We start from the raw sequence: 24229 nt of genomic DNA, 5'->3' as shown, positions 1-24229 counted from the left end.
ACCCGGACGGGGGGAGGCCCGGGGACACGTCGTCCGTCCCCTCCGGCGAGACGATGCGCATCCGCCCGCCCCGCCCGACACCCCGGGACGCGACGCCGACGCCCGCGGTGCCCGGAGACGTGGCGCCTCGGGACGCGGTGCCCGCAGACGCGGCGCCCGGCGTCGTGGCGCCCGCCGACGCGGTGCCTCGGGACGTCACGCCCGCCGACGCCTCGCCGGTATCGGCACCGCCGCCCCCGGCGCCCCCGGGTGCCGTGTCTCCGCGGCCGGTCCCGGCGGACGCCGGGCCGACGGGCGCCGCTCCCGAGGCCGCCCCGTCCGCGGGGGCGACGCCGACGGGCTCCTTCCGGTTGGCCGCTCCGGCGCCCTGGGAGGCTCCCACGGCGCAGAACGGCGTCTCCTCCGCACCTGCCGGGCAAGGCGCGGGCCCGTCCGCGCCGCCGGCCGGGGACGGTGGTCCGTCCGGAGGCCCGTCCGCGCCGGTGGTGCAGGACGGCGTCTCGTCCGAGGGCCCGTCCGTACCGGCGGGGCGGAGCGGCGGGCCGTCCGCGTCGGTGGGCGACGGCGGCTTCTCCGGCTCGGCCGGCCCCGGCTTCGGGCCGCCGTCCGGCGGCTTCGGAGGGGGGTTCGGTGCCTCGCACGGGCAGGCGCCCGCGACCGCGCCCGGGTGGGCGGGGGCGGGGACCCTGCCGCCGCCGCCCACCGCGCCGCCCGGCGGGCACGGCGGCCCCGGCGGGTCCGCCGGGCAGGGGGAGGCGCGGCCGCTCCAGGCCCTCGTGGTGGGCCTGCTGAACCTGTCGTGCCTCGGGCTCGGCTACGTCCTGCTGCGGCAGTGGATCGGCGCGGCGGTCTGCTGGGCGGCCACGGCCGCGCTGCTGCTGCTCGCCCTCCCGGCGGACGCGGACGGCGTCCCGGCGGGCGTGCTCGTCGGGTACGGCGCCGTGCTGCTCGCCGCCGCCGCCGACGGCGCCCGGCGCGGGCTGCGGGCCCGGCTCTCGCTCGGGGTCACCGCCCGGCGCCTCGCGCTGCCGCTCGCCGTCGTGCTGCTCGCCGCGCCGGCCGGGGCGACCGTCGCGTACGGGGCGGCCCGGGAGGAGGCCCGCGAGGAGGCGTTCCAGCAGTCCCTCCTGGCCCGGCTGGGCACCGCCGACGCGCTGGTGAAGGCGAAGGAGGGCGTCCGCTTCGACCTCGCGGAGCGCGACTACCGCACCGCCCTCGACACGTACGAGCGGGTGGCGCTCGACCACCCCGGCTCCCGTGCCGCGAAGCTGGTGCCGGAGCGGATGGACGCCTACTTCGCGTCCGTCTCGGCGCCGTACACGGAGAAGAAGTACTGCGAGGCCGTCGACCCGCTCGCGCACCTGCGGTCGCTGCCGGACTCCGTGGACGAGGGCGTCCTCGGCGACCGCGCCGACGGGCTCGACGACCCGCTGGCGCGCTCGCTGTACGAGTGCGGCGCGGCCGAGCTCGGCCGGGAGGCGACCGGGTCGGCCCACGCGTCGTTCACCCAACTGGCGTCGCTCTTCCCGAAGTCGGAGTACATCGCCAAGGTCGAGCGGCTCGTCGGCGACGACCTGCGGAAGGCGGCCGCCCCGCTGGGCGACGGCAGCGCGCCGGACCCCTGCGCCACCACCGAGCGGGTGCGCAAGCAGCGGGACGACGTCGCCGGGCTCAAGGGCTACGCGCTCGCCGGCCCCGTCGCGGACGCGGCCCGGGCCGTTCAGAAGGGCGCCTTCTCCTGCGGCACCAAGCAGTTCCGCGACGGGGACTACTCCGAGGCCGTCACGTCCATGGACCGCTACGCGAAGGACTACCCCAACAGCCCGGAGGCCGCCCACGCCCGCACGATCTCGATCGCCGCGCAGATCGCGGACCACGAGCCCGCCGCCGGCAAGAAGCTGCCGTCGGCGACGGCGCCGGGCGGCTCCCGGATGCCGATGGTGGTCAGCAACGACGGCAAGGAGTCCGTGGAGTTGCTCTACACGGGCCCGGTCACCGGCAGGATCACCCTGGAGGCGTGCGGCACCTGCGAGAACTACGGCCAGTTCCGGGACGTGATCGACCCGGACGCCAAGCCCTGCGGCGGCCCGTCCTCGAAGTACCCGAAGGCGACGCTGCGGCTGCCCGCGGGCACGTACCACTTCCTCCAGCGGAGGGCCGGTGGCGGCTTCGCGGTGGCCGGCGAGACGAAGACGAGCAAGGCCTCCATCGAACCCGGCTACACCTACACCAACTGCCTGTACGTGACGACCGGCCGCTGACGCGCGGAGCGTCCCGTACCCGACCCCAGGGCCCGGCGGTGCCCGTCGGCGCCCGCCGGTACCGCTCAGTACCCGTCCACGATGCGGTCCACCGCCGCCGCCACCAGCGCGTCCCGCTCCTCCTCCGCGAAGACGTCGGGCAGCGTGAGCTGCTCCACGATCAGCCAGTTGAGGGCGAGCATGAGCAGCTTGACGGAGGTGGCGTCGCCGGGCAGCCCGGAGGACTCGTGGAAGGCGACGTTGGCGTCGACGTCGGCCCGCACCCGCTCGGTCAGGATCGAGCGGAGGGCGGGCCGGCGGGTGGCCTCCAGGCGCAGTTCGAGCAGCGCGAGGTAGCCGGTGCGGAAGGACGAGACCCGTCCGACCAGCTCCCGCATGATCCTCGTGTACGTCTCCTTGTCCCGCGGCGCCGTCCGGGTCTCCTCCATGGTCGCCTCGTCGGGCCGGAGCCGTTCGTAGACCCGGGCACCGGCCTGGGTGAGGAGGTCGTCGCGGTTGGCGAAGTAGTTGGACGCGGTCCCGGTGGGCACCCCGGCCTCGGTGTCCACCGCCCGGAAGGTCAGCCCCCGGGCGCCCTCGCGGGCCAGCACCTCGATCGCCGCGTCCACGAGCGCGGCGCGCCGCTCCTCGTTCCGCCTCGCCATGCTCACCACTCCGCTCGTAGTACTACAACTGGACCCCTTCGTAGGGTACGCGCCTCCGGCCCGCGCCCGCGATGAGTCCGCGCCGTCCGGGCAGTCATCACTCCGGAACGACTGAGCGAGGAGGAGTCCCATGCCCCCCGTGCCCCCCAGGCCCCAGCTGCTGAAGGTGCAGAACTTCTGCGTCTCCGCCGACGGCGTCGCCGCCGGCGAGGACCAGTCCCTGGAGCGGCCCTTCGGCCACGTCGACCCGGGCCGGCTCTTCGCTTGGGCCGGAGCGACGGCGAGCTGGCCCAACCGCACCGCCCCCGGTGGCACCCGCGGCCTCGACGACCACCTGGTCCGCGACTTCCATCACGGCATCGGCGCGGAGATCATGGGCCGCAACAAGTTCGCGCCCCTGCGCGGTCCCTGGCAGGACGAGGACTGGAAGGGCTGGTGGGGCGAGGAGCCGCCCTTCCACACCCCCGTCTTCGTCCTCACCCACCACCCCCGCCCGTCCTTCACCCTCTCCGACACCACCTTCCACTTCCTCGACGCCGATCCGGCGACCGCCCTGGAGCGCGCGAAGGAGGCGGCGGGCGGCAAGGACGTCCGCCTCGGCGGCGGGGTGACGACCCTCCGCGAGTTCCTCGACGCGGACCTCGTCGACACCCTCCACATCGCCGTCTCGCCCGTGAAGCTCGGCACCGGCCTCAAGCTGTGGGAGACCCCCGAGGAGCTCACCGACCGCTTCCACCTGGACGTCGTGCCCAGCCCGAGCGGCGTCACCCACCACCTCTTCTGGCGCAGGTGACCCGCCCGGCCGGCGTCAGGCCGTGCGGCGCAGCACCCGCAGCGAGTCCGTGACCGAGACCTCCTCGAAGTCGCCGGACTCCAGGGCGCGCAGATAGATCCGGTACGGCGCCTGGCCGCCGTCCGCCGGGTCGGGGAACACGTCGTGGATCACGAGCAGGCCCCCGGGGGCGACCCGCGGGGCCCAGCCCTCGTAGTCGTTCGTGGCGTGCTCGTCCGTGTGCCCGCCGTCGATGAAGACGAGCCCGAGCTCCCCGCCCCACACCTTCGCGACCTGCGGGCTGCTCCCGACGACCGCGATCACGTGCTCCTCCAGGCCCGCCTTCCGCAGGGTCCGCCGGAAGGTCGGCAGCGTGTCCATCACCCCGACCTCCGGGTCCACCACGGTCGGGTCGTGGTACTCCCACCCCGGCTGCTGCTCCTCGCTGCCCCGGTGGTGGTCCACGGTCACCGCGACCGTCCCGGCCCGCCGGGCCGCGTCCGCCAGCAGGATCGTCGACCGCCCGCAGTACGTGCCCACCTCCAGGAGCGGCAGCCCGAGCCGGCCGGCCTCCTCGGCCGCCGCGTACAGGGCGAGCCCCTCTCCGACGGGCATGAACCCCTTCGCCGCCTCGAAGGCGGCCAGGATCTCGGGAGTGGGCTCGGACATGCGGTTCTCCTACTGGCGAGTAGTACGTCGGTACGGGCGCCCATCGTGCCCTACCCGTCGCACGCGAACCACACCGTCCTCCCGCCGTCCTGGTCCACCGCCCTCACCGGTCCCTCACGCCCTCCACCACCGCGAGCCCCGGTCTCCGGCGCCTTCGCTCGGAGGACGCATGCCCCCCGTCCACCACCTCCACCCGCGGCCCGGGCGAGGGGGTGAAGGTCCGGATTCGGGCAGGGGTCGCTCCGTTACGCTCACCTCCGAGCGGGCCGGCCTCTCGGTGGAGGATTCGTCCGTGCCGATCACCGGCATCTTGGAGGGGCACTGTGGGGACCGACCGGAGGCCGGCGGGAGCACGCCGGCGCAAGTCCTCGTACAGCGGGGACACCACCGGTCGGTGCGTGGAGGTCGCCGACCGCGCCGCCCACGTCGCCGTCCGCGGCCCCGAGAACCCCGAAGACCCCGCCTTCCTCGCCTCGCCGGCCGCCTTCACGATGTGCGTGAGCGCCGCCGCCGAGGGGCGCAACGGTCGCTGACGGCGATGGCGACCCTCATGGGAATGGTGATCCTCGCCCTCGTCCTGCCGACGTGGGCGGGGATCGCGTACGCGGGGCTCGTCCGGGCCCGGCGGGAGAACGCCGGGCTTCCGCACCCGCCCCGCCCCCGGCGTACGCCCGCGAAGAAGGCGGCCTGGATCGCCGTGCTCGCCTACGTCCTCGGTGGGGCGCTGCACCTGTACGGACTCTCGTACATGCCGTTCCTCCAGCCGGAGGACGCCTGCTGGTTCAAGGCCGGGTACATGGCCGTACCGGACTCCAGCAGCGCGCTGCCGGTGAGCCTGGTCTGCGCGGGGGAGGAGATCGTCCCGGTGTGGCTGAACCCGGGGCTCGCCGTCCTCGCCGTCACCGCCGTCACCGCCGTCACCGCCGTCGCCGCGACCGTCGCGTCCGTGGCGCTGGCGGTCACCGCCCGTCGAAGAGGTGGGCCAGCGTCGTCGGGGTGAGTCGGAGTCGGTCGAACGCGGTGCGGCAGCCGTCCCCGACGGGCGACTGCGCCACCACGCCGACCCGCACCGGCCGGTCGGTGCCGAGCGCGAACTGCCGCACCAGTCGCCACCGTTCGCCGTCCTCCGACGAGTGGAAGACGAACCGGTCGCCGGTGCGGCTGATCCGCAGCCACAGCGCGTCCACCGTCACGGGCGCGGCGACGGCGTCGTCCGAACGCCCCCGGGTCACGACCGAGAAGACCCCGGCCGTCCCGTCGGGAGCCTGCTCGAACGTGAGCTTCCCCCAGTGCTCGTCGTCGGCGTGGACGAGGAGCGCTCCGGCGTCCCACGCGCCGGCGAACCCGACCCGCACCCGGGCGGACAGCTGCCAGTCCCCGTCCGGCGGCGCGGTCAGCGCGAGCGCCGCGTCCCGCCGCCGGGTGCCGTCCAGCGGATCGGTGAACAGATCGGTGCGGGCGGCGGCGGTGACGGTCAGGACGTCACCGTCCAGGGACCAGGAGGCGGGCGGGGTCACCCATGCCAGGCCGAGCGGAAGCGGGAGCGAGGGAGAGGCTGCGGGGTTCATGCCGCCATGATCGTGCCCGGCCGCGCCCGGAGCCGTACCACCGCCCGAAGATCCAACAACCCGCGCGGAAGTCCATGCGGAACGCTCGCGGGCGATCCGGCGGTCGCCCGGGACGCGGTCACGCGCCGGCCCCCGCGAGCACGGCCCGCAGCTTCCGTATCCCCGCCTTCCACTCCTCGCCGTCCGACTCCTCCCACAGCTCCAGGAGTTCGGACGGTTCGGCGACGACGCGGTCGAGCGCGGCGACGGCCTCCGCGCGCAGCTCCGCCGGCAGCACCCCCAGCGGCTCCTTCGGGCCGTACGAGGTCGTCACCGGCTCCCCGCCGGGGCACTGCGCCGCCACCAGCGCGGCCGCCGCGACGGCCTCGACGGACAGGTCCGCGTCCAGGTAGTCGTCCCCGGTCCCGGTCACCTCGCGGAAGGCCGCGCGCAGCACGTCCGCCTTCTTCCCCGCCTCGGCCTCGTCCACCGTGTACGAGAAGTCCGCCGCGGTGTCGTTGTCGAACGGTCCGATGTCCCAGGTCCCCATGGCGCGCACGCCCCTTCACGATCGTCTCCCGGCCTGTCCTGGCCATCGTGGCAGCGCCCACTGACAACGCGAGGAGCAACGGCGTGGGGAACGACGGCGAGCAGGGGCCCTTGGGACGGCGCGTCCTGCGCGCACTGCGGCGGCGGGGCGCACGGAACGCGATCGTCGCGGGGCTGGCCGGTGCCGTGCTGGGCGCGGGCCTGACCGCGTGGGGGACCGGCGCCTTCGACCGGGAGGCGAGGCCCGTCGCCCCGCACGCGGCGGGTGCGGGGCGCGGGTGATCACCGTTCGAGGGCGTGGCCCGTCGTCGCGTCCACATGCGCCGGGACCGGGTCGTGGCGGTCGCCGACCGTGGACGTGCCCGTCGGTTCGAAGAGGAGGATCGACGCGCCGCCGGGGGCGTACGGCTTGTGCTCGACGCCCCGGGGGACGGTGAAGGCCGAGCCCTTCGGGAGGCGGACCGTGCGCTCGCCGGCCGGTTCGCGGAGCGCGATCGACAGCTCGCCGTCGAGGACGAGGAAGAACTCGTCGGTGCCGTCGTGCGCGTGCCACAGGTGCTCGCCCTCGACCTTGGCCACGCGCACGTCGTAGTCGTTGACGCGGGTCACGATCCGGGGGCTCCACAGGGCGTCGAAGGAGGCGAGGGCGGCGGCGAGGGCGACGGGCTCGCCGCCGGTCACGGGTGCGTTGCTGGTCATACGGCGATCCTCGCCGTGGCGGCGGCCCTGGTGGGAGTGCTAGGAATCGCACATGCCGCAAGGATCCTCGCAGCGGGCCGGGCGCCCCGCCGCCCCGGCCCCCTCCGCGCTCCACCGGGTCGCCGTGATCGTCGACGCCGGTTCCAACCCCTTCGAACTGGGCTGCGCCAGCGAGGTCTTCGGGCTGCGCAGGCCGGAGCTGGGGGAGGGGCGGGAGCTGCTGTACGACTTCCGGCTCTGCTCGCCGGAACCGGAGACCCCGATGCGCGACGGGTTCTTCACGCTGACCGGGGTGCGGGGCCTGGAGGAGGCGGACGCCGCCGACACCGTCATCGTGCCCAACCGGCCCGACGTGGCCGTGCCGCGCCGCCCGGCCGTGCTCGACGCGATCCGGCGGGCGCACGCGCGCGGGGCGCGGCTGATCGGCTTCTGCAGCGGGGCGTTCACGCTCGCGGAGGCCGGTGTCCTGGACGGGCGGCGGGCGACCGCGCACTGGCAGTGGGCGGACGCCTTCCGGGCGCGGTTCCCGGCCGTGCGCCTGGAGGAGGACGTGCTGTTCGTCGACGACGGCGACATCCTGACGGCGGCGGGCAGCGCGGCCGCCCTCGACCTGGGTCTGCACGTGGTGCGGCGCGACCACGGGGCGGAGGTGGCGAGCGCGGTGAGCCGGCGGCTCGTCTTCGCCGCCCACCGGGACGGCGGGCAACGGCAGTTCATCGAGCGGCCCGTGCCGGAGGTCCCCGAGGAGTCGCTGGCCCCGGTGCTCGCCTGGGCGCAGGAGCGGCTCGACCGGCCGCTGACGGTGGCCGACCTCGCCGCGCGGGCGGCCGTCAGCCCCGCGACCCTGCACCGGCGCTTCCGGGCGGAGCTGGGCACGACGCCGCTGGCCTGGCTGACGGGGGAGCGGGTGACGCTGGCCCGCCGGCTCCTGGAACGCGGGGAGGCCCGGCTCGACGTGGTGGCGCGGGTGAGCGGGCTCGGCACGGCGGCCCATCTGCGGACCCTGGTGCGCCGCGAGACGGGGCTGTCCCCGTCGGCGTACCGGAACCGCTTCGGCCCGGGCGGGACCTGAGCCCCGGCCCGGGCCGCGGAGGGGCGCCGGATCGTGCGTGCGGATCATGCGGTGCGTACGGGGCATGCGGTGCGTACGGATGGTGCGGTGCGTACGGATCGTGCGGGCTGCCACGCGGGCGGCGGCGGTCTCAGTTGGAGTGGGCGGAGATGTCGCCGTGGTCGGTGGTGGCGCGGATCGTGAGGCCGGCGCCCGCGCCCTCGGCGTTCCGGAGGGCGTTGCTGACGCGGCCGTAGGAGGTGCCGGCGTCGAGGGTCGCGGCGACGCCGCGGGCGGCGCCGACCGAGATCGAGCCGGACCGCGTGGTGAGCGCCACCGCGCCGGCCGTGGCCTCGGCGATCCGCAGGTCGCCGCGGGCGGTGGTGAGCGCGGCGTCGCCGTTGAGGCGGCCGAGGGTGATGTCCCCGTCCTGGAGGGTGAGGCGGACGCGGCCGGCCTCGTCGAGCTTGACCGGGCCCTGGGCGGCCTCGAAGGTGACGTCCCCGAGCCGTCCGACGCCGCGCAGGTCGGCGGCGGCGGCCTTGCCCTCGACGGAGGAGCCGGCCGGGAGCTGGACGGTGATCTCGACGGAGCCGGAGGCGCCGAACAGCTGGTTCCGGGCCTCGGGGGCGGTGATCCGCAGGACGCCGTCCGCGAAGGAGACCGCGGTCTCCTCGGCGGCCTTCACGTCGCGGGACCGGCCGGGGGTGGCGGGGCGGATGTCGACGGTGACGTCCGCACGGTCGGCGGCGATGAAGCGGAGGTGACCGGCCGGGACGGTCACGAGGGCGGCGATCGGGGCGGTGGCGGCGAAGGTCTGCATGGTGGGCGCTCCCGTGGAGTGGTGAATCCCGTCGGTGTTTCCGACAAATGAAAAGCTACGTTGCTTTCCAATATCTAGCAACTTGTTCGTTGCATTGCTCGGAAGTAACTACTGATCAGAGCCGCAATTTCGTTGCAATGGAGGGTAAGTTGACGCAACGAGCCGACTCCGTCGCGTTGCAATGGAGGAAGGTGAAAGCTATGCTGGCCGCGTTGTGGACGCACGGGGTCGAAAGGGGAGTGCGATGCCGGGAGGCAGGCTCACTCAGCAGGAACGTCAGCAGATCGCGCTGGGGCTGGCCGACGGGCTCGCGTACGCGGAGATCGGCAGGCGGCTCGACCGCCCCACCTCCACCGTCACCCGCGAGGTGATGCGCAACGGCGGCCCCACCGCCTACCGCCCCGACCTCGCGCACCGCGCCACCGAGAGCCGCGCCCGACGGCGCCGGCCCGGGGGTGCCGCCGCGGCGCCCGCCGCGCGGGCGGACGGGCGGGACGCGGTGGCCGTCCGGGACTACGAGGAGGCGTTCGCCACCGTCTTCATGCAGAGCGGCCTGCCCCGGATGACCGCCCGCGTCCTCGCCGCCCTCTACGCCACCGACGCGGGCAGCCTCACCGCCGGCGAACTCGGCGAGCGACTCCAGGTCAGCGCCGGGTCCATCTCCAAGGCCATCGCCTTCCTGGAGAGTCAGAGCCTCATCCGTCGCGAGCGCGACGACCGGCGCCGCGAGCGGTACGTCGTCGACGACGAGCTCTGGTACCAGTCGATGATCGCCGCCGCGAAGGCCAACGAGCAGATGGTCGAGATCGCCCGGCAGGGCGTCGCCGTCCTTGGTCCCGGCACCCCCGCCGCCGCCCGCCTGGAGAACGTCGCCCGCTTCATGGACTTCGTCAGCGAGGGCATCGTGCGCGCCGCCGAGCAGGCCCGGGAGATCCTGCTGACGAAACCCGCGGAGCCGGAGGGCGCACGGGGTGGCGCATCGGACGGCGCACCGCACGGCGACTGAACCGTCCCGTCGGTGAGTCGGTGAGTCGGTGAGTCGGTGAGTCGGTGAGTCGGTGAGTCGGTGGGTCGGTGAGCCGGTGAGCCGGTGGGCCGGGATCGTCTCCGACGCGAAGCGCCGACCGCACCTGACCTTTCGTCAGATGCGACCTTCCGTCGCAATGGAACGTGTTCTACTCTGCGCGCCATGGGCATCGCCATCACGCACGAACAGCGGGACCTCGCCCGGGCCGTCCGCGCCTGGCTCACCCGCGCCGCACCCCCCGAAGAGCTCCGCCGCCGGCTCGACGCACCCGAACCGCCCACCGGCCGGCCCGCCCACCGGGACGCCGCCGCTGCCCAGGGACTCCTCGGGATCCACGTACCGGAGGAGCACGGCGGCGGGGCGGCGGCCTCGACGACCTCGCCGTCGTCGTCGAGGAGGCCGCCCGCGCCCTGCTCCCCCGCCCCTACCTCCCCTCCGTCCTCGCCACCGAACTCCTGCGCCGCGCGGGGACGCACGGTCCCCTCCTCGCCGACCTCGCCGAAGGCCGCCGCGTCGGCGCCGTCGCCCTCGGCGGCCCCGGCACCCTCACCGCCGTGCGCACCGGCACCGGCCACCTCCTCGACGGCACCGCACCGCCCGTCCTCTGCGCCGCCGAGGCCGACCTGCTCCTCCTCCAGGCCGCCACCAACGACGGCACCGTGTGGCTCGCCGTCGACGCGCACCCGGCCGACGGTCCGCACGCCACCCGCACGCCCGCGACCGCCGACGCCACGCGCGGGCCGGGCCTCACCGTCCGGGCCCACGCCTCCGCCGACCCCACCCGGCCCACCGCCGAGGTCCGCGCCGCCGCCTCGCGCAGGCCGCCGAACTCGTCCGGCAGCTCCGCGGCGAGGCCGCCGACCGTCAGGTCCCCGGCGCCCGCGTCGGCCTCGCCCACAACATCGGCCTCGGCGGCGCGGCGGTCGTGACCCTCCTGCGTCGCGGGTCCTAGGTCCTTCTTCCCCCGGGAACGGGGCCTTTCCTCGCATGTACGGGGCGGAAGGGCTCTGCGACCATGACACGCATGCCGCAGACCGACTCCGTCACCGGAAGCACCCCCACCCGCCGCTCCATACGCACGCCCCGGCCCTGGCTCGTCGTCCTCGTCGCCTGCGCCGGGCAGTTCCTCGTCGTCCTCGACGTGTCGGTGATGAACGTGGCCCTGTCCTCCCTCAAGGCCGACCTCGGCCTCGGCACCCTCGGGCTCCAGTGGGTCCTCAACGCCTACGCGATCGCCTTCGCCGGCTTCATGCTGCTCGGCGGCAGGGCGGCCGACCTGTACGGGCGCAAGACCATGTTCCTCGCGGGCCTCGGGCTCTTCACCGCCGCCTCCGTCGTCGGCGGCCTCGCCCCCGAGGGCGGCCACCTCATCGCCGCGCGGGCCGCGCAGGGCCTCGGGGCGGCGGTGCTCTCGCCGGCCACCCTCACCCTCGTCACCTCCGCCGTCCCCGCCGGCGCCGCCCGCACCCGGGCCATCGCCACCTGGACGGCGGTCGGCGCGGCGGGCGGTGCCGCGGGCGGCTTCGTCGGCGGCCTCCTCGTCGACCTCCTGAACTGGCGCTGGGTGCTGCTCGTCAACGCGCCCCTCGGCGTCCTCATCCTCGGCGCGGCCGCGCTCTGGCTCTCCGAGAGCCGCACCGCCGCCGGACGCCGCCTGGACCTGCCCGGCGCGGTCCTCGTCACCGGCGGCCTGGCGACGCTCGCGTACGGCATCGTGCAGACCGAGATGGCCGGCTGGACCTCCGCCGCCACCCTGCTGCCGCTCCTCGGCGGCCTCGCGCTCCTGGCCGTCTTCGTCGCCGTCGAGAAGCGCACGAGGGAACCCCTCGTCCCGCTCGGGATCTTCCGCAACCGCGCGGTCTCCGCCGCCAACACCGGCATCATGCTGTGCGGCGCGAGCTCCTTCGCCATGTGGTTCTTCATGACCGTGTACGCCCAGAACGTCCTCGGCTACCCCCCGCTCCAGGCCGGACTCGCCCTCGTCCCCAGCTCGCTGGCCGTCCTCGTCGGCTCCAAGGCCGCGCCCCGCCTGATGGCCGTCACCGGCGCCCGCGCCGCCGCCATCACCGGCACCCTCGTCGCGGCCGCCGGCTTCGCCTGGCAGTCCACGATGACCGCCGACGGCACCTTCCTCACCACGATCCTCGGCCCCGGCCTCGTCATGATGGCCGGCATCGGCCTCGCCACCACGCCGCTCGCCACCCTCGCCACCTCCGAAGCCGCCCCCGGTGACGCCGGGCTCGTCTCCGGCCTCGTCAACACCTCCCGGACGATGGGCGGCGCGCTCGGCCTCGCCCTGCTGACCACCGTCGCGGCCGCCGCCACCCCGGACCCCGCCCACCTCGTCCACGGCTACGCGACGGCCTTCCGCGTCTCCGCCGCCATCCTCCTGACGGCCGCCGCCCTGATGGCCCTCTGGCTCCCCCGGAGGACCGCCCCCACCTCCTAGGGCGACGCGCGGTCGTGCCGGAGGCCGCGTCGCCCCGCGAGCTCGGCGGTCTTCGTCGGGTCCGCCGCCAAGGCCGTCCGCTCACGGGCCGTCGGGGAGTTCGGCCGTCCTGCCGAGGGCGGCGAGCGCCGGATCGACGACGGTCTCCCCGCGCAGCACCGCCCGGATCGCCTCGGCCAGCTCCTCCACCGGCCCGTCCTTCACCAGGAACCCGGCCGCCCCCGCCTCCATCGCCCGCCGCAGCTGCCCCGGCCGCCCGGACGTCGTCAGGATCAGCACCCGGCAGTCCGGCACCTCGTCGCGCAGCTCCGCCGCCGCGTCGAGCCCCGAGCGCCCCGGCAGTTCGAGGTCGAGCAGCGCCACATCGGGCCGTGCCACCAGCGCCCGCTCCACGATCTCGTCCCCCCGCCCGACCTGGGCGACGACCTCGATGTCCGGCTCCATCCCGAGCAACAGCGCGAGCGCCCCGTGCGGCGTTCCCCGGTCCTCCGCGAGGAGCACCCTCGTGTGCCTCGACGGCCGATGTTCCCGCGGCATCTCGTCCACGGGGACAGCGTAGGTCCGGCGGGAGGCCCCCGCACGGTGGAAGCCGCCGGGCGGAGGACGGGCCGCGGCGGCTTCCGCGTACGGACTCCGCGGTGCCGCCCCCTCGGGGCCCGGGACTCGCGGATCGTGTTCTGACGTGTCGTCAGCAGGGTGGGGTGCGAGGGTTCCCAACGGTTCCGGGCTCCGCTATACATGGGGGCACCGAACTGGAACGCGTTCTACATCGGCGCGTACGGGGCGGTTCCCGCACGGCCTCGGCGTGACCGACGGTGCGGACGGTCGCGCCGAGGTCCCTCCCTCCAAGGACCTCCAAGGAGCAGCAAGCCGATGCCCATTGACGCCGCCAAGGCCCTCGCCGCCGAGCCCCGCAGCGCCGAGATCGCCTGGGACCACAAGGACGTCCAGCTCTACCACCTCGGCCTCGGCGCCGGCCGTCCCGCCACCGACCCCGCGGAGCTGCGGTACACCCTCGAATCGCGGCTCCACGTGCTGCCCAGCTTCGCCACCGTCGCCGGCGCCGGCATGGGAGTCGTCGGCGGACTCTCCGCCCCCGGCATCGACATCGACCTCACCGCCGTCCTCCACGGCGGCCAGTCGATCACCCTCCACCGCCCGCTGCCGACCGGCGGCCGGGCCGTCTCCACCTCCCGCGTCGCCGCCGTGTACGACAAGGGCAAGGCCGCCGTCCTCGTGCTGCGCTCCGAAGCCGTCGACGACGAGGGCCCGCTGTGGACCTCCGACGCCCGGATCTTCGTCCGCGGCGAAGGCGGCTGGGGCGGCGACCGCGGCCCCTCCGAGCGCCTCGAACTCCCCGACCGGGCGCCGGACCGGACCGTCGAGCGGGCCGTCCGCGAGGACCAGGCGCTGCTCTACCGGCTCTCCGGCGACTGGAACCCGCTCCACGCCGACCCCGACTTCGCGAAGCTCGCGGGCTTCGACCGGCCGATCCTGCACGGCCTGTGCACCTACGGCATGACGCTCAAGGCGGTGGTCGACACGGTGCTCGACGGCGACGTCACCCGCGTCCGTGCCTACCGCACCCGCTTCGCCGGGATCGTCTTCCCCGGCGAGACGCTGCGCATCCGGATGTGGGCCGGGGACGGCGGCGTCCAGGTGGCCGTGACGGCCGTGGAGCGCGACGACGCCCCGGTCCTCGCCGACACCCTCGTCGCACACTCGTAGATCCCCTCAGGAGGGAGCCGCACCATGCGCGCAGCCGTACTGCACGAGATCGGTCAGGACAAGTTGGAGGTCCTCGACGACGTCGAGGCGGTGGGCTTCGGCCCGGGCAGGGTGCGGATCCGGGTGCGGGCCACCGGCCTGTGCCACTCGGACGTCTCCGCCATGAGGGGCGTCCTGCCGCAGCCCGCGCCCTTCGTCCCCGGCCACGAGGGCGCCGGCGAGATCCTCGACGTCGGCGACGGCGTCACCGGCCTCGCCCCCGGCCAGCGGGTCCTGCTCTGCTGGCTGCCCGCCTGCGGCGGCTGCGCCGCCTGCCGGCGCGGCCAGACCCAGCTCTGCCTCGCCGGCTTCATGAATGCCGGCACCCCCAACTTCCGGCGCCCCGGCGGGGACGTCTTCGGCTTCGCCGGCACCGGCACCTTCACCGAGGAGGTCGTCGTCGACGCCGGCTGCGCCGTCCCCATCCCGGACGACGTGCCCTTCGACATCGCCGCCCTCATCGGCTGCGGCGTCACCACCGGCCTCGGCGCGGCCATCAACACCGCCCGGGTGGAGGCCGGTTCGTCGGTCGCCGTCATCGGCTGCGGCGGCGTCGGCGTCTCCGCCATCCAGGGCGCCCGGCTCCAGGGCGCCGCCCAGATCGTCGCCGTCGACCCCGTCGAGTCCCGCCGCGAGGCCGCGCTCCGCTTCGGCGCCACGGAGGCCGTCGCCCCCGAGGCGCTGGCCGACGCCAAGCAGCGGATCACCGCCGGGGAGGGCTTCGACTACGTCTTCGAGGTCGTCGGCAGGTCCGCCACCGCCAGGACCGCGTACGAGACCACCCGGCGCGGCGGCACCCTCTGCGTCGTCGGCGCCGGCGCCATGGACGACGACCTCCGGCTCAACATGTTCGAGCTCTTCTTCGACGAGAAGCGGATCCTGCCCTCCCTGTACGGCGGCGGCGACGTCCTGCGGTCGTACGAGCGGACCATCGCGCTCTGGCGGGCCGGCCGCGTCGACCTGGCGTCGCTCATCACCCACCGGGTCCCGCTCGCGCAGGTCAACGAGGCCCTGGAGCAGATGCGGACCGGCGCGTCCCTCCGCACCTGCGTCGAGATCTGAGAGGACTCCGCCATGCCCCTGCCCCTGCCGCTCGAAGGGCTGAGCGCGATCGTCACCGGCGCCGGCCTCGGCCGCGCCGAGGCGCTCGAACTGGCCCGGCTCGGCGCCGCCGTCGTCGAACGACCCCGGGTGGCCGCCACGTTCGACACCGCCGAGGAGGCCTTCGGCCACGAGGAGCTCGACGGGCTGCTCACCCCGTACTTCGCGGAGCGCCCGCCGAACGAGACCTTCGCGGCGACGGAGGTCCTGGGACTGAAGAAGGGCTGAACCCGGGCCCGGGGCGACCGGCGCGGGGGACGGCGGAGGGCCCCGGGGGAGCGGATCCCCCGAGGCCCTCCGCCGACGCGCGCGGACGGGGAGCCGTTCCTCGCCCGTACGAGGAACGAGCCCTCGTTCGTACGGGGAACCACCCCTCGCCCGTACGAGGAACTACCCCTCGTTCGCCTCGCGGCGGTGCCGTCCGTGCGGGGCGGAGGTGGTCTCCTCCGCCGGCGCGGCCGGACCCCGGTGCCGTCCGGCACCCGTGCCCTGCGCCTCCTCCGTGGACTGCGTGCTGTCGTTCGCCATGTCGTGCTCACCCCGTGGACGTGCTTGTACGTGCGGTACTGCGGCGGTGAGTCTAACCAGCGGGTTTACGGTCCGTCAGAGGCGCCTGCTGGAGCGGCACCGGCCGCAGCGCGCGCGGCTGTCCCTCCTCCCCCGAAGGCGTCGGTTCCGCTTCCGGCCCCGGAACCGGACCGGGCTCGGCGGCGGGGTCGTCCGGCACCGTCAGCCCGGCCAGCGCGCACGGCAGCTCCGCCGTCGAGCACGGCAGCCGCAGGACGCCCTCCGGGGTCCAGGCCCCGGCTCCCGCCACCCATCCGGGCGGCGCCGCCACCTGGCGCATCCGCCGCTCCGAGGGCCGCCACAGGCCCACCCAGCTTCCGCCCGCCGCGTCGATCCGCAGCGCCACCCCGCAGCTCTCCGGCATCAGCACCTGCCCCGGCTGGACCGCGAACGGCGTCACCGCCGCGTCGTCGAGGCGCAGGCACTCGGGGAAGCGCACCGGCAGCAGGCTCCCCAACACCCCCCAGCCGAGCCGCTCGTGCCCCGGCGAGGGCGCGTCCGAACGGATCAGCAGCAGCCCGCTGTCCGGGTCCGCGAGCAGCAGCCGGTCGTCGCTCGCCTCGGTGATCTGGAGCAGCGGCGACACCTCGCCGCCCCGCTCCAGGTCCACCGCCACCGTCTTCACCGGCCCGTCGCCGAGCCGCCGGTCCAGGGCGAGCATCCGCCCGGTGCGGTCGAGCCAGACCCCGCCCGAGCACCGCCCCGGGACCACCGCGATCCGCTCCGGGCCGAAGGCGCCACCCGCCACCAGCCAGAGCGTGGTGGACTCCGGGCCGACGTGACGCGCGTAGGCGCAGATGCCGTCCGGGGACGGCGGCAGGAGTTCCACCGGGCCGGGGCCGGGCGCCTCCACCGAGCCGAGCCGCAGCTCGCCGGTGCCGGGACCGGTCGGGTAGAGCAGCGAGAAGGTGTGCCGCCGCCCGTCCACCCCGCGGCACACCAGGACCCGCCCGTCGGCGAGCGGCAGCAGCTGCGTCCCGCGCTCCTCGGGCTGGTCCAGGGGGAGCGGCACGGCGTACGGCTCCGGGCCGTCGAGGGTCCAGCGCTCCGCGTACAGGGCGTCCCCGGAACCCGCGAGCCGGGCCGCGTACGCGCCGTTCGCGGTGATCGTGAAGCCCGCCGGGGGGTGGACGGCCGTCCCCTCGTGGTCGCCGTCCCCGGCCGTGGTCTCGATGGCCAAGGCTGTCATCGACTCGTCACCTCCGGCCACGAAGCTAGTTTTCGCACTTCCAGCCGAACAACACGAGCCCACGCACTTCACACATAAGGATGGCGGTGCGCCGGTTCGATTGAGGGGAGGGGGCCGGTTGTGCTGACGGGGCCAGGGGTACGTAAGGTAAGGGCAACCTAAGCGGACCCTGTGGCTCCGCTGGGGAACGCCCCTACGCGTCGCCCTACCTCGACGTCCGCCATCGAAGAGGAGCCTTTCGATGTCCCTCCGCCGCCGCGGCACCGCCGCCGCCGTCGCCCTCGCCGCCGCGCTCTCCCTCGCGGCCTGCGGAGGCGGCGACTCCTCCGACGCCGCAGAGAAGGAGGACACGGCGAAGAAGAAGGACGTCGCCACCGGCGGCAAGGACTTCGGCGACGCCGCCGCCAAGACCGCCGCCCTGGGCACCGACGCCAAGCCCGGCCAGTTCCCCCGCACCCTCACCCACGCCATGGGCAAGAGCGAGATCAAGGCCGCCCCGAAGCGGGTCGTCGTCCTGGACGTCGGCGAGCTCGACAACGTCGTCTCCCTCGGCATCCAGCCCGTCGGCTACGCGCCCTCGGAGGGTGACGACGGCATCCCCGGCTACCTCGCCAAGGACGCCGGCAGCCCCAAGTCCGTCGGCACCATCAACAACCTCAACCTGGAGGCCATCGCCAACCTCCAGCCCGACCTGATCCTCGGCAGCCAGCTCCGGGCCGCCGACAAGTACGACGAGCTGTCGAAGATCGCGCCGACCGTCTTCTCCATCCGCCCGGGCTTCACCTGGAAGGAGAACTACCTCCTCAACGCCGCCGCGCTCGACAGGACCGCCGAGGCGAAGGAGAAGCTCGCCGCGTACGCGACCAAGGCGAAGCAGCTCGGCACGGACATCGGCCCGAACAAGCCGACCATCTCGATGGTCCGCTACCTCCCGGGCAAGATCCGCCTCTACGCGAAGGCGTCGTTCATCGGCACCATCCTGGAGGACGCCGGCCTGCCCCGGCCGAAGAACCAGCAGGTGAACGACCTCGCCGTCGAGGTCAGCCCGGAGAAGATCGACCAGGCCGACGCCGACTGGATCTTCACCGGCGTCTACGGCGAGGCCAAGGCGACCAAGAAGGACGCCGCCCAGGGCAACCCGCTCTGGAAGAACCTGGAGGCCGTCAAGGCCGGCCGCGCCAAGGACGTCCCGGACGAGACCTGGTACCTGGGCCTCGGCGTGACCGCGGCGAACAGCGTCCTCGACGACCTGCGCGCCGACCTCGTCAAGTAGGCGATCGCGAGCCCGGCCGGCGGAGACGTCCACCGGCCAGGACGGCGGGGCACGGAGGACAGGTAGCCTTTCCTCCGTGCCCCGTCTGTCTGAAGTCATCGCCGAGCTCGACGCCCTCTGGCCTCCCCAGCGGGCGGAGCAGTGGGACGCCGTCGGCACCGTCTGCGGCGACCCCGACGCCGAGGTGACCCGCGTCCTCTTCGCCGTCGACCCCGTCCAGGAGATCGCCGACGAGGCCGTCGCCCTCGGCGCCGACCTGATCGTCACCCACCACCCGCTCTACCTGCGCGGCACGACAACGGTCGCGGCCGGCCACTTCAAGGGCCGCGTCGTGCACACCCTGATCAAGCACGACATCGCGCTGCACGTCGCCCACACCAACGCCGACACCGCGGACCCCGGCGTCTCCGACGCCCTCGCCGGCGCCCTCGACCTGCGCGTCACCGGCCCGCTCGTCCCCGAGAACAACCTCGGCCGGATCTGCGAGCTCGACCAGCCGGAGACCCTCGCCGCGTTCGCGGCCCGCGCCGCCGAGCGGCTGCCCGCCACCGCGCAGGGCATCCGGGTCGCCGGCGACCCCGACATGACCGTCCGCCGCGTCGCCGTCAGCGGCGGCTCCGGCGACAGCCTCTTCGACGCGGTGCGCGCCGCCGGAGTGGACGCCTTCCTCACCGCGGACCTCCGCCACCACCCCGTCTCCGAGGCCACCCAGCACTCCGCGCTGGGCCTCGTCGACGCCGCCCACTGGGCCACCGAATGGCCCTGGTGCGAGCTGGCCGCCGCCCAGCTCGACGAGATCTCCGACCGCCACGGCTGGGACCTCCGCGTCCACGTCTCGAAGACGGTCACCGACCCCTGGTCCTCCCACCACACTTCCTCTGGAGCCCCCAACTGAACGCCGCGCCCGCCGACCAGATCCGCCTCCTCGACGTCCAGGCCCTGGACGTCCGCCTCCAGCAGCTCGCCCACAAGCGCAGGGCGCTGCCCGAGCACGCGGAGATCGAGGCGCTGACCAAGGACCTCACCCAGCTGCGCGACCTGCTCGTCGCCGCGCAGACCGAGGAGAGCGACTGCGCCCGCGAGCAGACCAAGGCCGAGCAGGACGTCGACCAGGTCCGCCAGCGCGCCGCCCGCGACCAGCAGCGGCTCGACTCCGGCGCCGTCTCCTCCCCGAAGGACCTGGAGAGCCTCCAGCGCGAGATCACCTCGCTCGCCAAGCGCCAGGGCGACCTGGAGGAGATCGTCCTGGAGGTCATGGAGCGCCGCGAGTCCGCGCAGGAGCGCGTCGCCGAGCTGACCCGGCGGGTCGAGGCCGTCCAGGCCAAGACCGACGACGCGACGACCCGCCGGGACGCCGCCGAGGCCGGTCTCGACGAGGAGGCCGCGGGCGTCGCCAAGGAGCGCGAGGTCGTCGCGGGCACCGTCCCCGCCGACCTGCTCAAGCTGTACGACAAGCTCCGCGAGCAGCAGGGCGGCGTCGGCGCGGCCCGCCTCTACCAGCGCAAGTGCGAGGGCTGCCACATCGAGCTCAACATCACCGAGCTCAACGAGGTGCGGGCCGCCGCGAAGGACACCGTCGTGCGCTGCGAGAACTGCCGCCGGATCCTGGTCCGCACGGCGGAGTCCGGCCTGTAATGCGCGAGCTCGTGGTCGAGGCGGACGGCGGCTCCCGGGGCAACCCCGGGCCCGCCGGCTACGGGGCCGTCGTCCTCGACCCGGCCACGGGCGAGATCCTGGCGGAGGCCGCCGAGTTCATCGGCGTCGCGACGAACAACGTCGCCGAGTACAAGGGCCTCATCGCGGGGCTCCGCGCCGCCCTGGACCTGGCGCCCGACGCCACGGTCCGGGTCAGGATGGACTCCAAGCTCGTCGTCGAGCAGATGTCCGGCCGCTGGAAGATCAAGCACCCGGACATGAAGCCGCTCGCGGCCGAGGCGTCCCGCGCCTTCCCCCGCGACCGCGTCACGTACGAGTGGATCCCCCGCGAGCGCAACAAGCACGCCGACCGCCTCGCCAACGAAGCGATGGACGCGGGCAAGCGGGGCGCCCAGTGGACCCCGCGCGACACCTCCGCGGCCCGGGTGGCCGCCACCCTGCCGCCGTCGGGCCCGCCGGGCGACGCGGCGGCGGGCGCGGCCAGGGCCCGCGCGGCCCTGGCGGCCGCCGGACCCGCCACACCCCCGGCGCCGAACGCCCCCGCCCCGCAGGACCCGCCTGCCGCCGAGGCCGCGGCGCCCGCGCAGGCCGCGTCCGCCGCCGACCCCGGCAGCGCGCCCGCGGCCCCGACGCCCGCGGCCCCGACGCCCGCGGCCTCCGCGCCCGCGGCCCCGGCGCCCGCGGCCTCCGCGCACCCCGTGTCCGCGCAGGGCCCGTCCGCCGACGCCCCCGGGACCGCTGCACCCGCGCCCGCGGCCCCGGCGCCCGCGACCTCAGCGCAGGGCCCGTCCGCCGCCGACCCCGGGAGCGCCTCCTCGCCCGCCGTCTCCGCGCAGAGCCCCGTGCCCGCGGCCCTCGCGACCGCGGCCACCGAGCGGAGTCCCGCCGCCCTCGAGCGAGGTCCCGTCCCCACGCCAGGCCCCGTGCCTGACATGGCCGCTCCCGCAACCTTCGTGCTGCTCCGGCACGGCGAGACCGCGCTCACGCCCGAGAAGCGGTTCTCGGGCAGCGGCGGGTCCGACCCGGAGCTCTCCGAGGCGGGGCGCCGGCAGGCCGCCGCCGTCGCCGACGCGCTCGCCGCCCGCGGCACGATCCAGCACATCGTCAGCTCCCCGCTCACCCGCTGCCGCCAGACCGCCGAAGCCGTCGCCGCCCGCCTGGGCCTGGACGTGGTCATCGACCGGGGCCTGCGCGAGACCGACTTCGGCGTCTGGGAGGGCCTCACCTTCGCGGAGGTCCGCGCGCGGTACCCGGAGGACATGGACGCCTGGCTCGCCTCCCCGACCGCCGCCCCCACCGGCGGCGGCGAGAGCTTCGTCTCCGTGACCCGCCGCGTCGCCGCCACCCGCGACCGCCTCGCCGCCGCGCACGCGGGCCGCACGGTCCTCGTCGTGAGTCACGTCACGCCCATCAAGACCCTCGTCCGGCTGGCGCTCGGCGCCCCGCCCCCGTCCCTGTTCAAGTTCGAGCTGTCGGCCGCCTCCCTCTCCGCCGTCGCCTACTACGCCGACGGCAACGCGTCCGTACGCCTCCTCAACGACACCTCCCACCTCCGCCGCTAGGGCCTGTCGTCAAACTCCCGCCTGCCCCACGACGCCATGCACGCACTCTCGCCGCACCGGGCACAAGGCCAAGTACGTCCCGTACGAGGCCTCGCGCCCCGCACGCCGAGAGCACGCACCTGACGCCGCGGGGCCGCCCTCCGGGCGACGGCGCGAGTTTGACGACAGGCCCTAGCCGGCCGGGCCGGGACGCAATTCCCTGGCGCCACCGGCCGTCCCCCCGGCACCATCCGGGTATGAGCTGGCACTTCACCACCGACCTCGGCGCGTTCCTGGCCGCCGCGGGCCCGCACCTCGCCGCCGAACCGGCCCGCAACACCGCCGTGCTGACCACGATGGACACGGCGGGACTCCTCGGCTGGTGGACCGGTCCCGGCGGCGCCGCCGCGACCGGCGTCCTCGTCGCGTCCCCGTCCGCGAACTCACCTTCGGCGTGCTGCCCGAGGAGGCGGCCGCCGCGCTGGTCCTGCCCGACGGCGCGGAACCGGCCACCCTGCGCGGGGAGACGGCGGCGGTCGAGGCGTACGCCGCCGCCACCGGCCTCCCCTGGGAGCCCGTCATGGGCATCCGGCTCTTCCGCCTCGGCGAGCTCACCCCCCGGGACCCGGCCCCGGCCGGCCGTGCCCGCCCCGCCCGCGCGGCAGACCTCCCGCTGCTCGGCGAGTGGACCGCCGACTTCGCCGCCGTCCACGGCTACCCGCCGCGGGACGACTACACGGACTGGCTCACCGAGCGGATCACCGAGGACCGCCTGCACGTCTGGGAGGCCCCGGAGGGCCGCCCCGTGGCGATGGCCGCCCGCTCCCGCACGGTCGAGGGCCAGTCGCGCGTCCACCTCGTCTACACCGCGCCCGCCGAGCGCGGCCGCGGCTACGCCGCCGGCGTCACCGCCGCCGTCAGCCGCGCGGCGGCCGACTCCGGAGCGGCGGAGGTCGTCCTCTTCACGGACCTCGCCAACCCCACCAGCAACGCCCTGTACCGGCGCCTCGGCTACCGCCCGGTCGCCGACCACCTGGGCATCCGCTTCACGACCGGCTGACCGCCAGTCCCGCCGCCTCCCGCGCCAGGGCCTCCACCCGGTCCCAGTCCCGGGCGGCGAGCGCCTCCGGGGGCAGCATCCAGGTGCCGCCGACGCAGGCGACGTTGGGGAGGGCGAGGTAGCCGGGCGCCGAGGCCGCCGAGATGCCCCCGGTCGGGCAGAAACGGGCCTGCGGCAGCGGGCCCGCGAGGGACTTCAGATACGGGACGCCGCCCGCCGCCTCCGCCGGGAAGAACTTCAGCTCCGTGACGCCCTCCTCCAGGAGCCCCAGCACCTCGGAGGCGGTCGAGACACCCGGCAGGAACGGCACCCCCGACTCCCGCAGCGCCCCGAGCAGCCGCCCCGAGCACCCCGGGCTCACCAGGAACCGCGCCCCGGCCCGTACCGCCTCGGCCGCTCCGGCCGCCGAGAGCACCGTCCCCGCGCCGACCACCGCCTCCGGCACCTCCGCCGCGACCGCCCGCACCGCGTCGAGCGCGGCCGGGGTGCGGAGGGTGATCTCGATCAGCGGCAGCCCGCCGGCCGCCAGGGCCCGCGCCAGCGGCACCGCGTCGGCGGCGTCCTCCACGACGACGACCGGGACGACGGGGGCGTGCGGGGCGAGCGCGAAGAGACCGGGGCTGCGGGACATGGCCTCATCCTGCCCACGGCCCCCATCCTCCGCAACGAGCGTTGCGGAGGATGCAACGCTCCCTGCGGGGTCCCGGCACGCACGGCACCGCAACGCTCCTCAGCGCTCCAGCGCTTCCGTGCACGCCCCGGGGCCCCGATGCCGCGCTCCTCCTCAGTGGATCTCGTCCACCAGCACGTCCAGCGCCCCCGCCCTGGCCCCCGCCTCCACCACGTACCCGAGCTCCCGCAGCACCCCCACCAGCTCGTCCGGCGTGCCGGGCGCCGCACCCGACTCCAGCAGGCTCCGGACGATCCGGCCCTTGGTGGCCTTGTTGAAGTGGCTGACGACCTTCCGGGTCGGCGCGTGCAGCACCCGTACCGTCGCGGTCCGCGCCGCCACCTCGCCCTTCGGCTTCCACGCCGACGCGTACGCCGACGAGCGCAGGTCCAGCACCAGCCCCTCCCCGGCCGCCTCCGGCAGCACCGACGCCATAGCGCCCCGCCAGTGCGCCGCCAGCGCGCCGAGGCCCGGCAGCTTCACCCCCATCGAGCAGCGGTACGACGGGATCCGGTCCGTCACCCGCACCGCGCCCCACAGCCCGGAGAAGACGAGCAGCGCGTCCCCGGCCCGCTTCCCGGCCGCCGCGTCCAGCGTCGCCAGGCCCAGCGCGTCGTACAGGACGCCCGTGTAGATCTCCCCGGCCGGCCGGGCGCCCGCCGTGCGCAGCTCCACGTTCTTCGCGACCTCGCCCCGCAGCCCCTCGCTCAGGCCGAGCACCTCGCGGGCCTTCTCCTCGTCGGCGGCGCACAGCTCGACCAGCTCGTCCAGGACCGCGGCCCGCGCCTCCGCGAGCCCCGGCAGCGACAGCGACTCCGGCTTGAGCGGCGCCCCGGACCCGGAGGGCGCCTTGCCTTCGGAGGGCGGCAGCAGCACGAGCACGGTGGTTCTCCTTACGTACGGACGCGAACGGG

25 protein-coding genes and 4 pseudogenes are annotated in these 24229 nt (G+C 75.3%); 18 read left to right on the top strand and 11 right to left on the bottom strand.

Annotation, left to right across the window (positions count from 1 at the left end; genetic code table 11):
• Positions 1-482: 482 nt before the first annotated feature.
• Positions 483-2261 (top strand): hypothetical protein, encoded by a 1779-nt coding sequence (locus ACFZCF_RS02415; protein WP_391284072.1) that lies wholly within the window; start codon positions 483-485, stop codon positions 2259-2261.
• 65 nt (positions 2262-2326) lie between these two features.
• Here the strand turns inward: ACFZCF_RS02415 and ACFZCF_RS02410 are convergent, their stop codons facing one another.
• Positions 2327-2905, bottom strand: a complete 579-nt coding sequence (locus tag ACFZCF_RS02410) for a TetR/AcrR family transcriptional regulator (RefSeq protein WP_388440258.1) — start codon at positions 2903-2905, stop codon at positions 2327-2329.
• 130 nt (positions 2906-3035) lie between these two features.
• On the opposite strand from ACFZCF_RS02410, the gene ACFZCF_RS02405 reads away from it, so the two are divergent.
• Positions 3036-3698: a dihydrofolate reductase family protein gene (locus ACFZCF_RS02405; RefSeq protein ID WP_391284070.1), complete on the top strand. Its 663-nt coding sequence runs from the start codon at positions 3036-3038 to the stop codon at positions 3696-3698.
• Between the two features lie 15 nt (positions 3699-3713).
• Here ACFZCF_RS02405 and ACFZCF_RS02400 read toward each other — a convergent pair whose 3' ends face one another.
• The gene (locus ACFZCF_RS02400) at positions 3714-4346 is read right to left on the bottom strand and encodes a class I SAM-dependent methyltransferase (RefSeq protein WP_391284068.1); all 633 of its coding nucleotides are present in this window, start codon (positions 4344-4346) and stop codon (positions 3714-3716) included.
• Positions 4347-4669: 323 nt separating this feature from the next.
• Here ACFZCF_RS02400 and ACFZCF_RS02395 point away from each other — a divergent pair, with 323 nt between their 5' ends.
• Positions 4670-4879, top strand: a complete 210-nt coding sequence (locus ACFZCF_RS02395) for a DUF397 domain-containing protein (RefSeq protein WP_391284066.1) — start codon at positions 4670-4672, stop codon at positions 4877-4879.
• A 5-nt stretch (positions 4880-4884) separates the two neighbouring features.
• On the top strand, positions 4885-5346 hold the full coding sequence (locus ACFZCF_RS02390) for a hypothetical protein (protein ID WP_391284064.1): 462 nt from the start codon (positions 4885-4887) through the stop codon (positions 5344-5346).
• Here the strand turns inward: ACFZCF_RS02390 and ACFZCF_RS02385 are convergent.
• Together ACFZCF_RS02385 and ACFZCF_RS02380 are read right to left on the bottom strand one after the other, a co-directional pair.
• The gene (locus ACFZCF_RS02385) at positions 5306-5914 is read right to left on the bottom strand and encodes a DUF1349 domain-containing protein (RefSeq protein ID WP_391284062.1); all 609 of its coding nucleotides are present in this window, start codon (positions 5912-5914) and stop codon (positions 5306-5308) included. The genes ACFZCF_RS02390 and ACFZCF_RS02385 overlap by 41 nt on opposite strands.
• 118 nt (positions 5915-6032) lie before the next feature.
• On the bottom strand, positions 6033-6443 hold the full coding sequence (locus tag ACFZCF_RS02380; RefSeq protein ID WP_388440241.1) for a DUF4259 domain-containing protein: 411 nt from the start codon (positions 6441-6443) through the stop codon (positions 6033-6035).
• A 47-nt stretch (positions 6444-6490) separates the two neighbouring features.
• Here ACFZCF_RS02380 and ACFZCF_RS02375 point away from each other — a divergent pair, with 47 nt between their 5' ends.
• Positions 6491-6724: a hypothetical protein gene (locus tag ACFZCF_RS02375; RefSeq protein ID WP_388440238.1), complete on the top strand. Its 234-nt coding sequence runs from the start codon at positions 6491-6493 to the stop codon at positions 6722-6724.
• Here the strand turns inward: ACFZCF_RS02375 and ACFZCF_RS02370 are convergent, their stop codons facing one another.
• Positions 6725-7141, bottom strand: coding sequence for a cupin domain-containing protein (locus ACFZCF_RS02370; RefSeq protein WP_391284059.1), 417 nt, complete (start codon positions 7139-7141; stop codon positions 6725-6727). It lies immediately after the preceding gene.
• 52 nt (positions 7142-7193) lie between these two features.
• On the opposite strand from ACFZCF_RS02370, the gene ACFZCF_RS02365 reads away from it, so the two are divergent.
• Positions 7194-8213, top strand: coding sequence for a helix-turn-helix domain-containing protein (locus tag ACFZCF_RS02365; RefSeq protein ID WP_391284057.1), 1020 nt, complete (start codon positions 7194-7196; stop codon positions 8211-8213).
• 130 nt (positions 8214-8343) lie between these two features.
• Here the strand turns inward: ACFZCF_RS02365 and ACFZCF_RS02360 are convergent, their stop codons facing one another.
• A complete protein-coding gene (locus tag ACFZCF_RS02360) occupies positions 8344-9015 on the bottom strand; it encodes a DUF4097 family beta strand repeat-containing protein (protein WP_391284056.1) in 672 nt (223 codons plus the stop codon).
• Positions 9016-9259: 244 nt separating this feature from the next.
• Between ACFZCF_RS02360 and ACFZCF_RS02355 the strand changes: the two genes are divergently transcribed.
• The 4 genes and pseudogenes from ACFZCF_RS02355 to ACFZCF_RS02340 all read left to right on the top strand — a co-directional run bounded on the left by ACFZCF_RS02355 (position 9260) and on the right by ACFZCF_RS02340 (position 12491).
• Positions 9260-10021, top strand: coding sequence for a helix-turn-helix domain-containing protein (locus tag ACFZCF_RS02355; protein ID WP_391284054.1), 762 nt, complete (start codon positions 9260-9262; stop codon positions 10019-10021).
• A gap of 183 nt (positions 10022-10204) precedes the next feature.
• Positions 10205-10348 (top strand): annotated as a pseudogene (locus ACFZCF_RS02350) (hypothetical protein); the annotation flags it as partial.
• Positions 10349-10853: 505 nt separating this feature from the next.
• Positions 10854-10994, top strand: a pseudogene (locus ACFZCF_RS02345) (Nonspecific lipid-transfer protein); the annotation flags it as partial.
• Between the two features lie 72 nt (positions 10995-11066).
• Entirely contained in the window at positions 11067-12491 is a 1425-nt protein-coding gene (locus tag ACFZCF_RS02340) for an MFS transporter (RefSeq protein ID WP_391284052.1), read from the top strand.
• A gap of 29 nt (positions 12492-12520) precedes the next feature.
• Here ACFZCF_RS02340 and ACFZCF_RS02335 read toward each other — a convergent pair.
• Positions 12521-13028: pseudogene (locus ACFZCF_RS02335) on the bottom strand (response regulator); the annotation flags it as partial.
• 336 nt (positions 13029-13364) lie between these two features.
• Between ACFZCF_RS02335 and ACFZCF_RS02330 the strand changes: the two are divergent.
• The 3 genes and pseudogenes from ACFZCF_RS02330 to ACFZCF_RS02320 all read left to right on the top strand — a co-directional run.
• The gene (locus ACFZCF_RS02330) at positions 13365-14219 is read left to right on the top strand and encodes a MaoC/PaaZ C-terminal domain-containing protein (RefSeq protein WP_391284050.1); all 855 of its coding nucleotides are present in this window, start codon (positions 13365-13367) and stop codon (positions 14217-14219) included.
• Positions 14220-14243: 24 nt separating this feature from the next.
• On the top strand, positions 14244-15320 hold the full coding sequence (locus ACFZCF_RS02325) for an alcohol dehydrogenase catalytic domain-containing protein (protein ID WP_391284048.1): 1077 nt from the start codon (positions 14244-14246) through the stop codon (positions 15318-15320).
• A gap of 108 nt (positions 15321-15428) precedes the next feature.
• Positions 15429-15587 (top strand): annotated as a pseudogene (locus ACFZCF_RS02320) (short chain dehydrogenase); the annotation flags it as partial.
• Positions 15588-15749: 162 nt separating this feature from the next.
• Here the strand turns inward: ACFZCF_RS02320 and ACFZCF_RS02315 are convergent.
• Both ACFZCF_RS02315 and ACFZCF_RS02310 read right to left on the bottom strand, forming a co-directional pair.
• Positions 15750-15887, bottom strand: a complete 138-nt coding sequence (locus tag ACFZCF_RS02315) for a hypothetical protein (RefSeq protein WP_189944947.1) — start codon at positions 15885-15887, stop codon at positions 15750-15752.
• Between the two features lie 52 nt (positions 15888-15939).
• A complete protein-coding gene (locus tag ACFZCF_RS02310; RefSeq protein WP_391284046.1) occupies positions 15940-17115 on the bottom strand; it encodes a hypothetical protein in 1176 nt (391 codons plus the stop codon).
• A 241-nt stretch (positions 17116-17356) separates the two neighbouring features.
• On the opposite strand from ACFZCF_RS02310, the gene ACFZCF_RS02305 reads away from it, so the two are divergent.
• From ACFZCF_RS02305 to ACFZCF_RS02285, 5 genes are all read left to right on the top strand, one after another.
• Positions 17357-18388 (top strand): ABC transporter substrate-binding protein, encoded by a 1032-nt coding sequence (locus tag ACFZCF_RS02305; protein WP_391284044.1) that lies wholly within the window; start codon positions 17357-17359, stop codon positions 18386-18388.
• Positions 18389-18464: 76 nt separating this feature from the next.
• Positions 18465-19283, top strand: a complete 819-nt coding sequence (locus tag ACFZCF_RS02300) for a Nif3-like dinuclear metal center hexameric protein (RefSeq protein WP_391284042.1) — start codon at positions 18465-18467, stop codon at positions 19281-19283.
• Positions 19280-20023: a zinc ribbon domain-containing protein gene (locus tag ACFZCF_RS02295; RefSeq protein WP_388441742.1), complete on the top strand. Its 744-nt coding sequence runs from the start codon at positions 19280-19282 to the stop codon at positions 20021-20023. The genes ACFZCF_RS02300 and ACFZCF_RS02295 overlap by 4 nt, the downstream gene beginning before the upstream one ends.
• Complete coding sequence (locus tag ACFZCF_RS02290; RefSeq protein ID WP_391284040.1) at positions 20023-21606, top strand: bifunctional RNase H/acid phosphatase; 1584 nt, start codon at positions 20023-20025, stop codon at positions 21604-21606. The genes ACFZCF_RS02295 and ACFZCF_RS02290 overlap by 1 nt, the downstream gene beginning before the upstream one ends.
• Positions 21607-21967: 361 nt before the next feature.
• Positions 21968-22645, top strand: coding sequence for a GNAT family N-acetyltransferase (locus ACFZCF_RS02285; protein ID WP_391284038.1), 678 nt, complete (start codon positions 21968-21970; stop codon positions 22643-22645).
• Here the strand turns inward: ACFZCF_RS02285 and eda are convergent.
• Positions 22632-23276 (bottom strand): bifunctional 4-hydroxy-2-oxoglutarate aldolase/2-dehydro-3-deoxy-phosphogluconate aldolase, encoded by a 645-nt coding sequence (gene eda / locus ACFZCF_RS02280; protein WP_388440200.1) that lies wholly within the window; start codon positions 23274-23276, stop codon positions 22632-22634. The two genes, ACFZCF_RS02285 and eda, sit on opposite strands and share 14 nt — an antisense overlap.
• A 153-nt stretch (positions 23277-23429) precedes the next feature.
• Complete coding sequence (yaaA, locus tag ACFZCF_RS02275) at positions 23430-24197, bottom strand: peroxide stress protein YaaA (RefSeq protein WP_391284035.1); 768 nt, start codon at positions 24195-24197, stop codon at positions 23430-23432.
• Positions 24198-24229: the final 32 nt, after the last annotated feature.

This window comes from Streptomyces sp. NPDC007945, assembly GCF_042958885.1.
In the GTDB taxonomy this organism is placed as follows: domain Bacteria; phylum Actinomycetota; class Actinomycetes; order Streptomycetales; family Streptomycetaceae; genus Streptomyces.
The sequence above is the reverse complement of the archived record's forward strand: the minus strand, read 5'-3'. Positions and strand labels throughout refer to the sequence as shown.

Bases quoted from the DNA above. Each gene is read 5' to 3' on its own strand.
- ACFZCF_RS02410 (WP_388440258.1), bottom strand. From the start codon at position 2,905: ATGGCGAGGCGGAACGAGGAGCGGCGCGCCGCGCTCGTGGACGCGGCG.
- ACFZCF_RS02405 (WP_391284070.1), top strand. From the start codon at position 3,036: ATGCCCCCCGTGCCCCCCAGGCCCCAGCTGCTGAAGGTGCAGAACTTC.
- ACFZCF_RS02400 (WP_391284068.1), bottom strand. From the start codon at position 4,346: ATGTCCGAGCCCACTCCCGAGATCCTGGCCGCCTTCGAGGCGGCGAAG.
- ACFZCF_RS02390 (WP_391284064.1), top strand. From the start codon at position 4,885: ATGGCGACCCTCATGGGAATGGTGATCCTCGCCCTCGTCCTGCCGACG.
- ACFZCF_RS02385 (WP_391284062.1), bottom strand. From the start codon at position 5,914: ATGAACCCCGCAGCCTCTCCCTCGCTCCCGCTTCCGCTCGGCCTGGCA.
- ACFZCF_RS02380 (WP_388440241.1), bottom strand. From the start codon at position 6,443: ATGGGGACCTGGGACATCGGACCGTTCGACAACGACACCGCGGCGGAC.
- ACFZCF_RS02370 (WP_391284059.1), bottom strand. From the start codon at position 7,141: ATGACCAGCAACGCACCCGTGACCGGCGGCGAGCCCGTCGCCCTCGCC.
- ACFZCF_RS02365 (WP_391284057.1), top strand. From the start codon at position 7,194: ATGCCGCAAGGATCCTCGCAGCGGGCCGGGCGCCCCGCCGCCCCGGCC.
- ACFZCF_RS02360 (WP_391284056.1), bottom strand. From the start codon at position 9,015: ATGCAGACCTTCGCCGCCACCGCCCCGATCGCCGCCCTCGTGACCGTC.
- ACFZCF_RS02355 (WP_391284054.1), top strand. From the start codon at position 9,260: ATGCCGGGAGGCAGGCTCACTCAGCAGGAACGTCAGCAGATCGCGCTG.
- ACFZCF_RS02340 (WP_391284052.1), top strand. From the start codon at position 11,067: ATGCCGCAGACCGACTCCGTCACCGGAAGCACCCCCACCCGCCGCTCC.
- ACFZCF_RS02330 (WP_391284050.1), top strand. From the start codon at position 13,365: ATGCCCATTGACGCCGCCAAGGCCCTCGCCGCCGAGCCCCGCAGCGCC.
- ACFZCF_RS02325 (WP_391284048.1), top strand. From the start codon at position 14,244: ATGCGCGCAGCCGTACTGCACGAGATCGGTCAGGACAAGTTGGAGGTC.
- ACFZCF_RS02315 (WP_189944947.1), bottom strand. From the start codon at position 15,887: ATGGCGAACGACAGCACGCAGTCCACGGAGGAGGCGCAGGGCACGGGT.
- ACFZCF_RS02310 (WP_391284046.1), bottom strand. From the start codon at position 17,115: ATGACAGCCTTGGCCATCGAGACCACGGCCGGGGACGGCGACCACGAG.
- ACFZCF_RS02305 (WP_391284044.1), top strand. From the start codon at position 17,357: ATGTCCCTCCGCCGCCGCGGCACCGCCGCCGCCGTCGCCCTCGCCGCC.
- ACFZCF_RS02290 (WP_391284040.1), top strand. From the start codon at position 20,023: ATGCGCGAGCTCGTGGTCGAGGCGGACGGCGGCTCCCGGGGCAACCCC.
- eda (WP_388440200.1), bottom strand. From the start codon at position 23,276: ATGTCCCGCAGCCCCGGTCTCTTCGCGCTCGCCCCGCACGCCCCCGTC.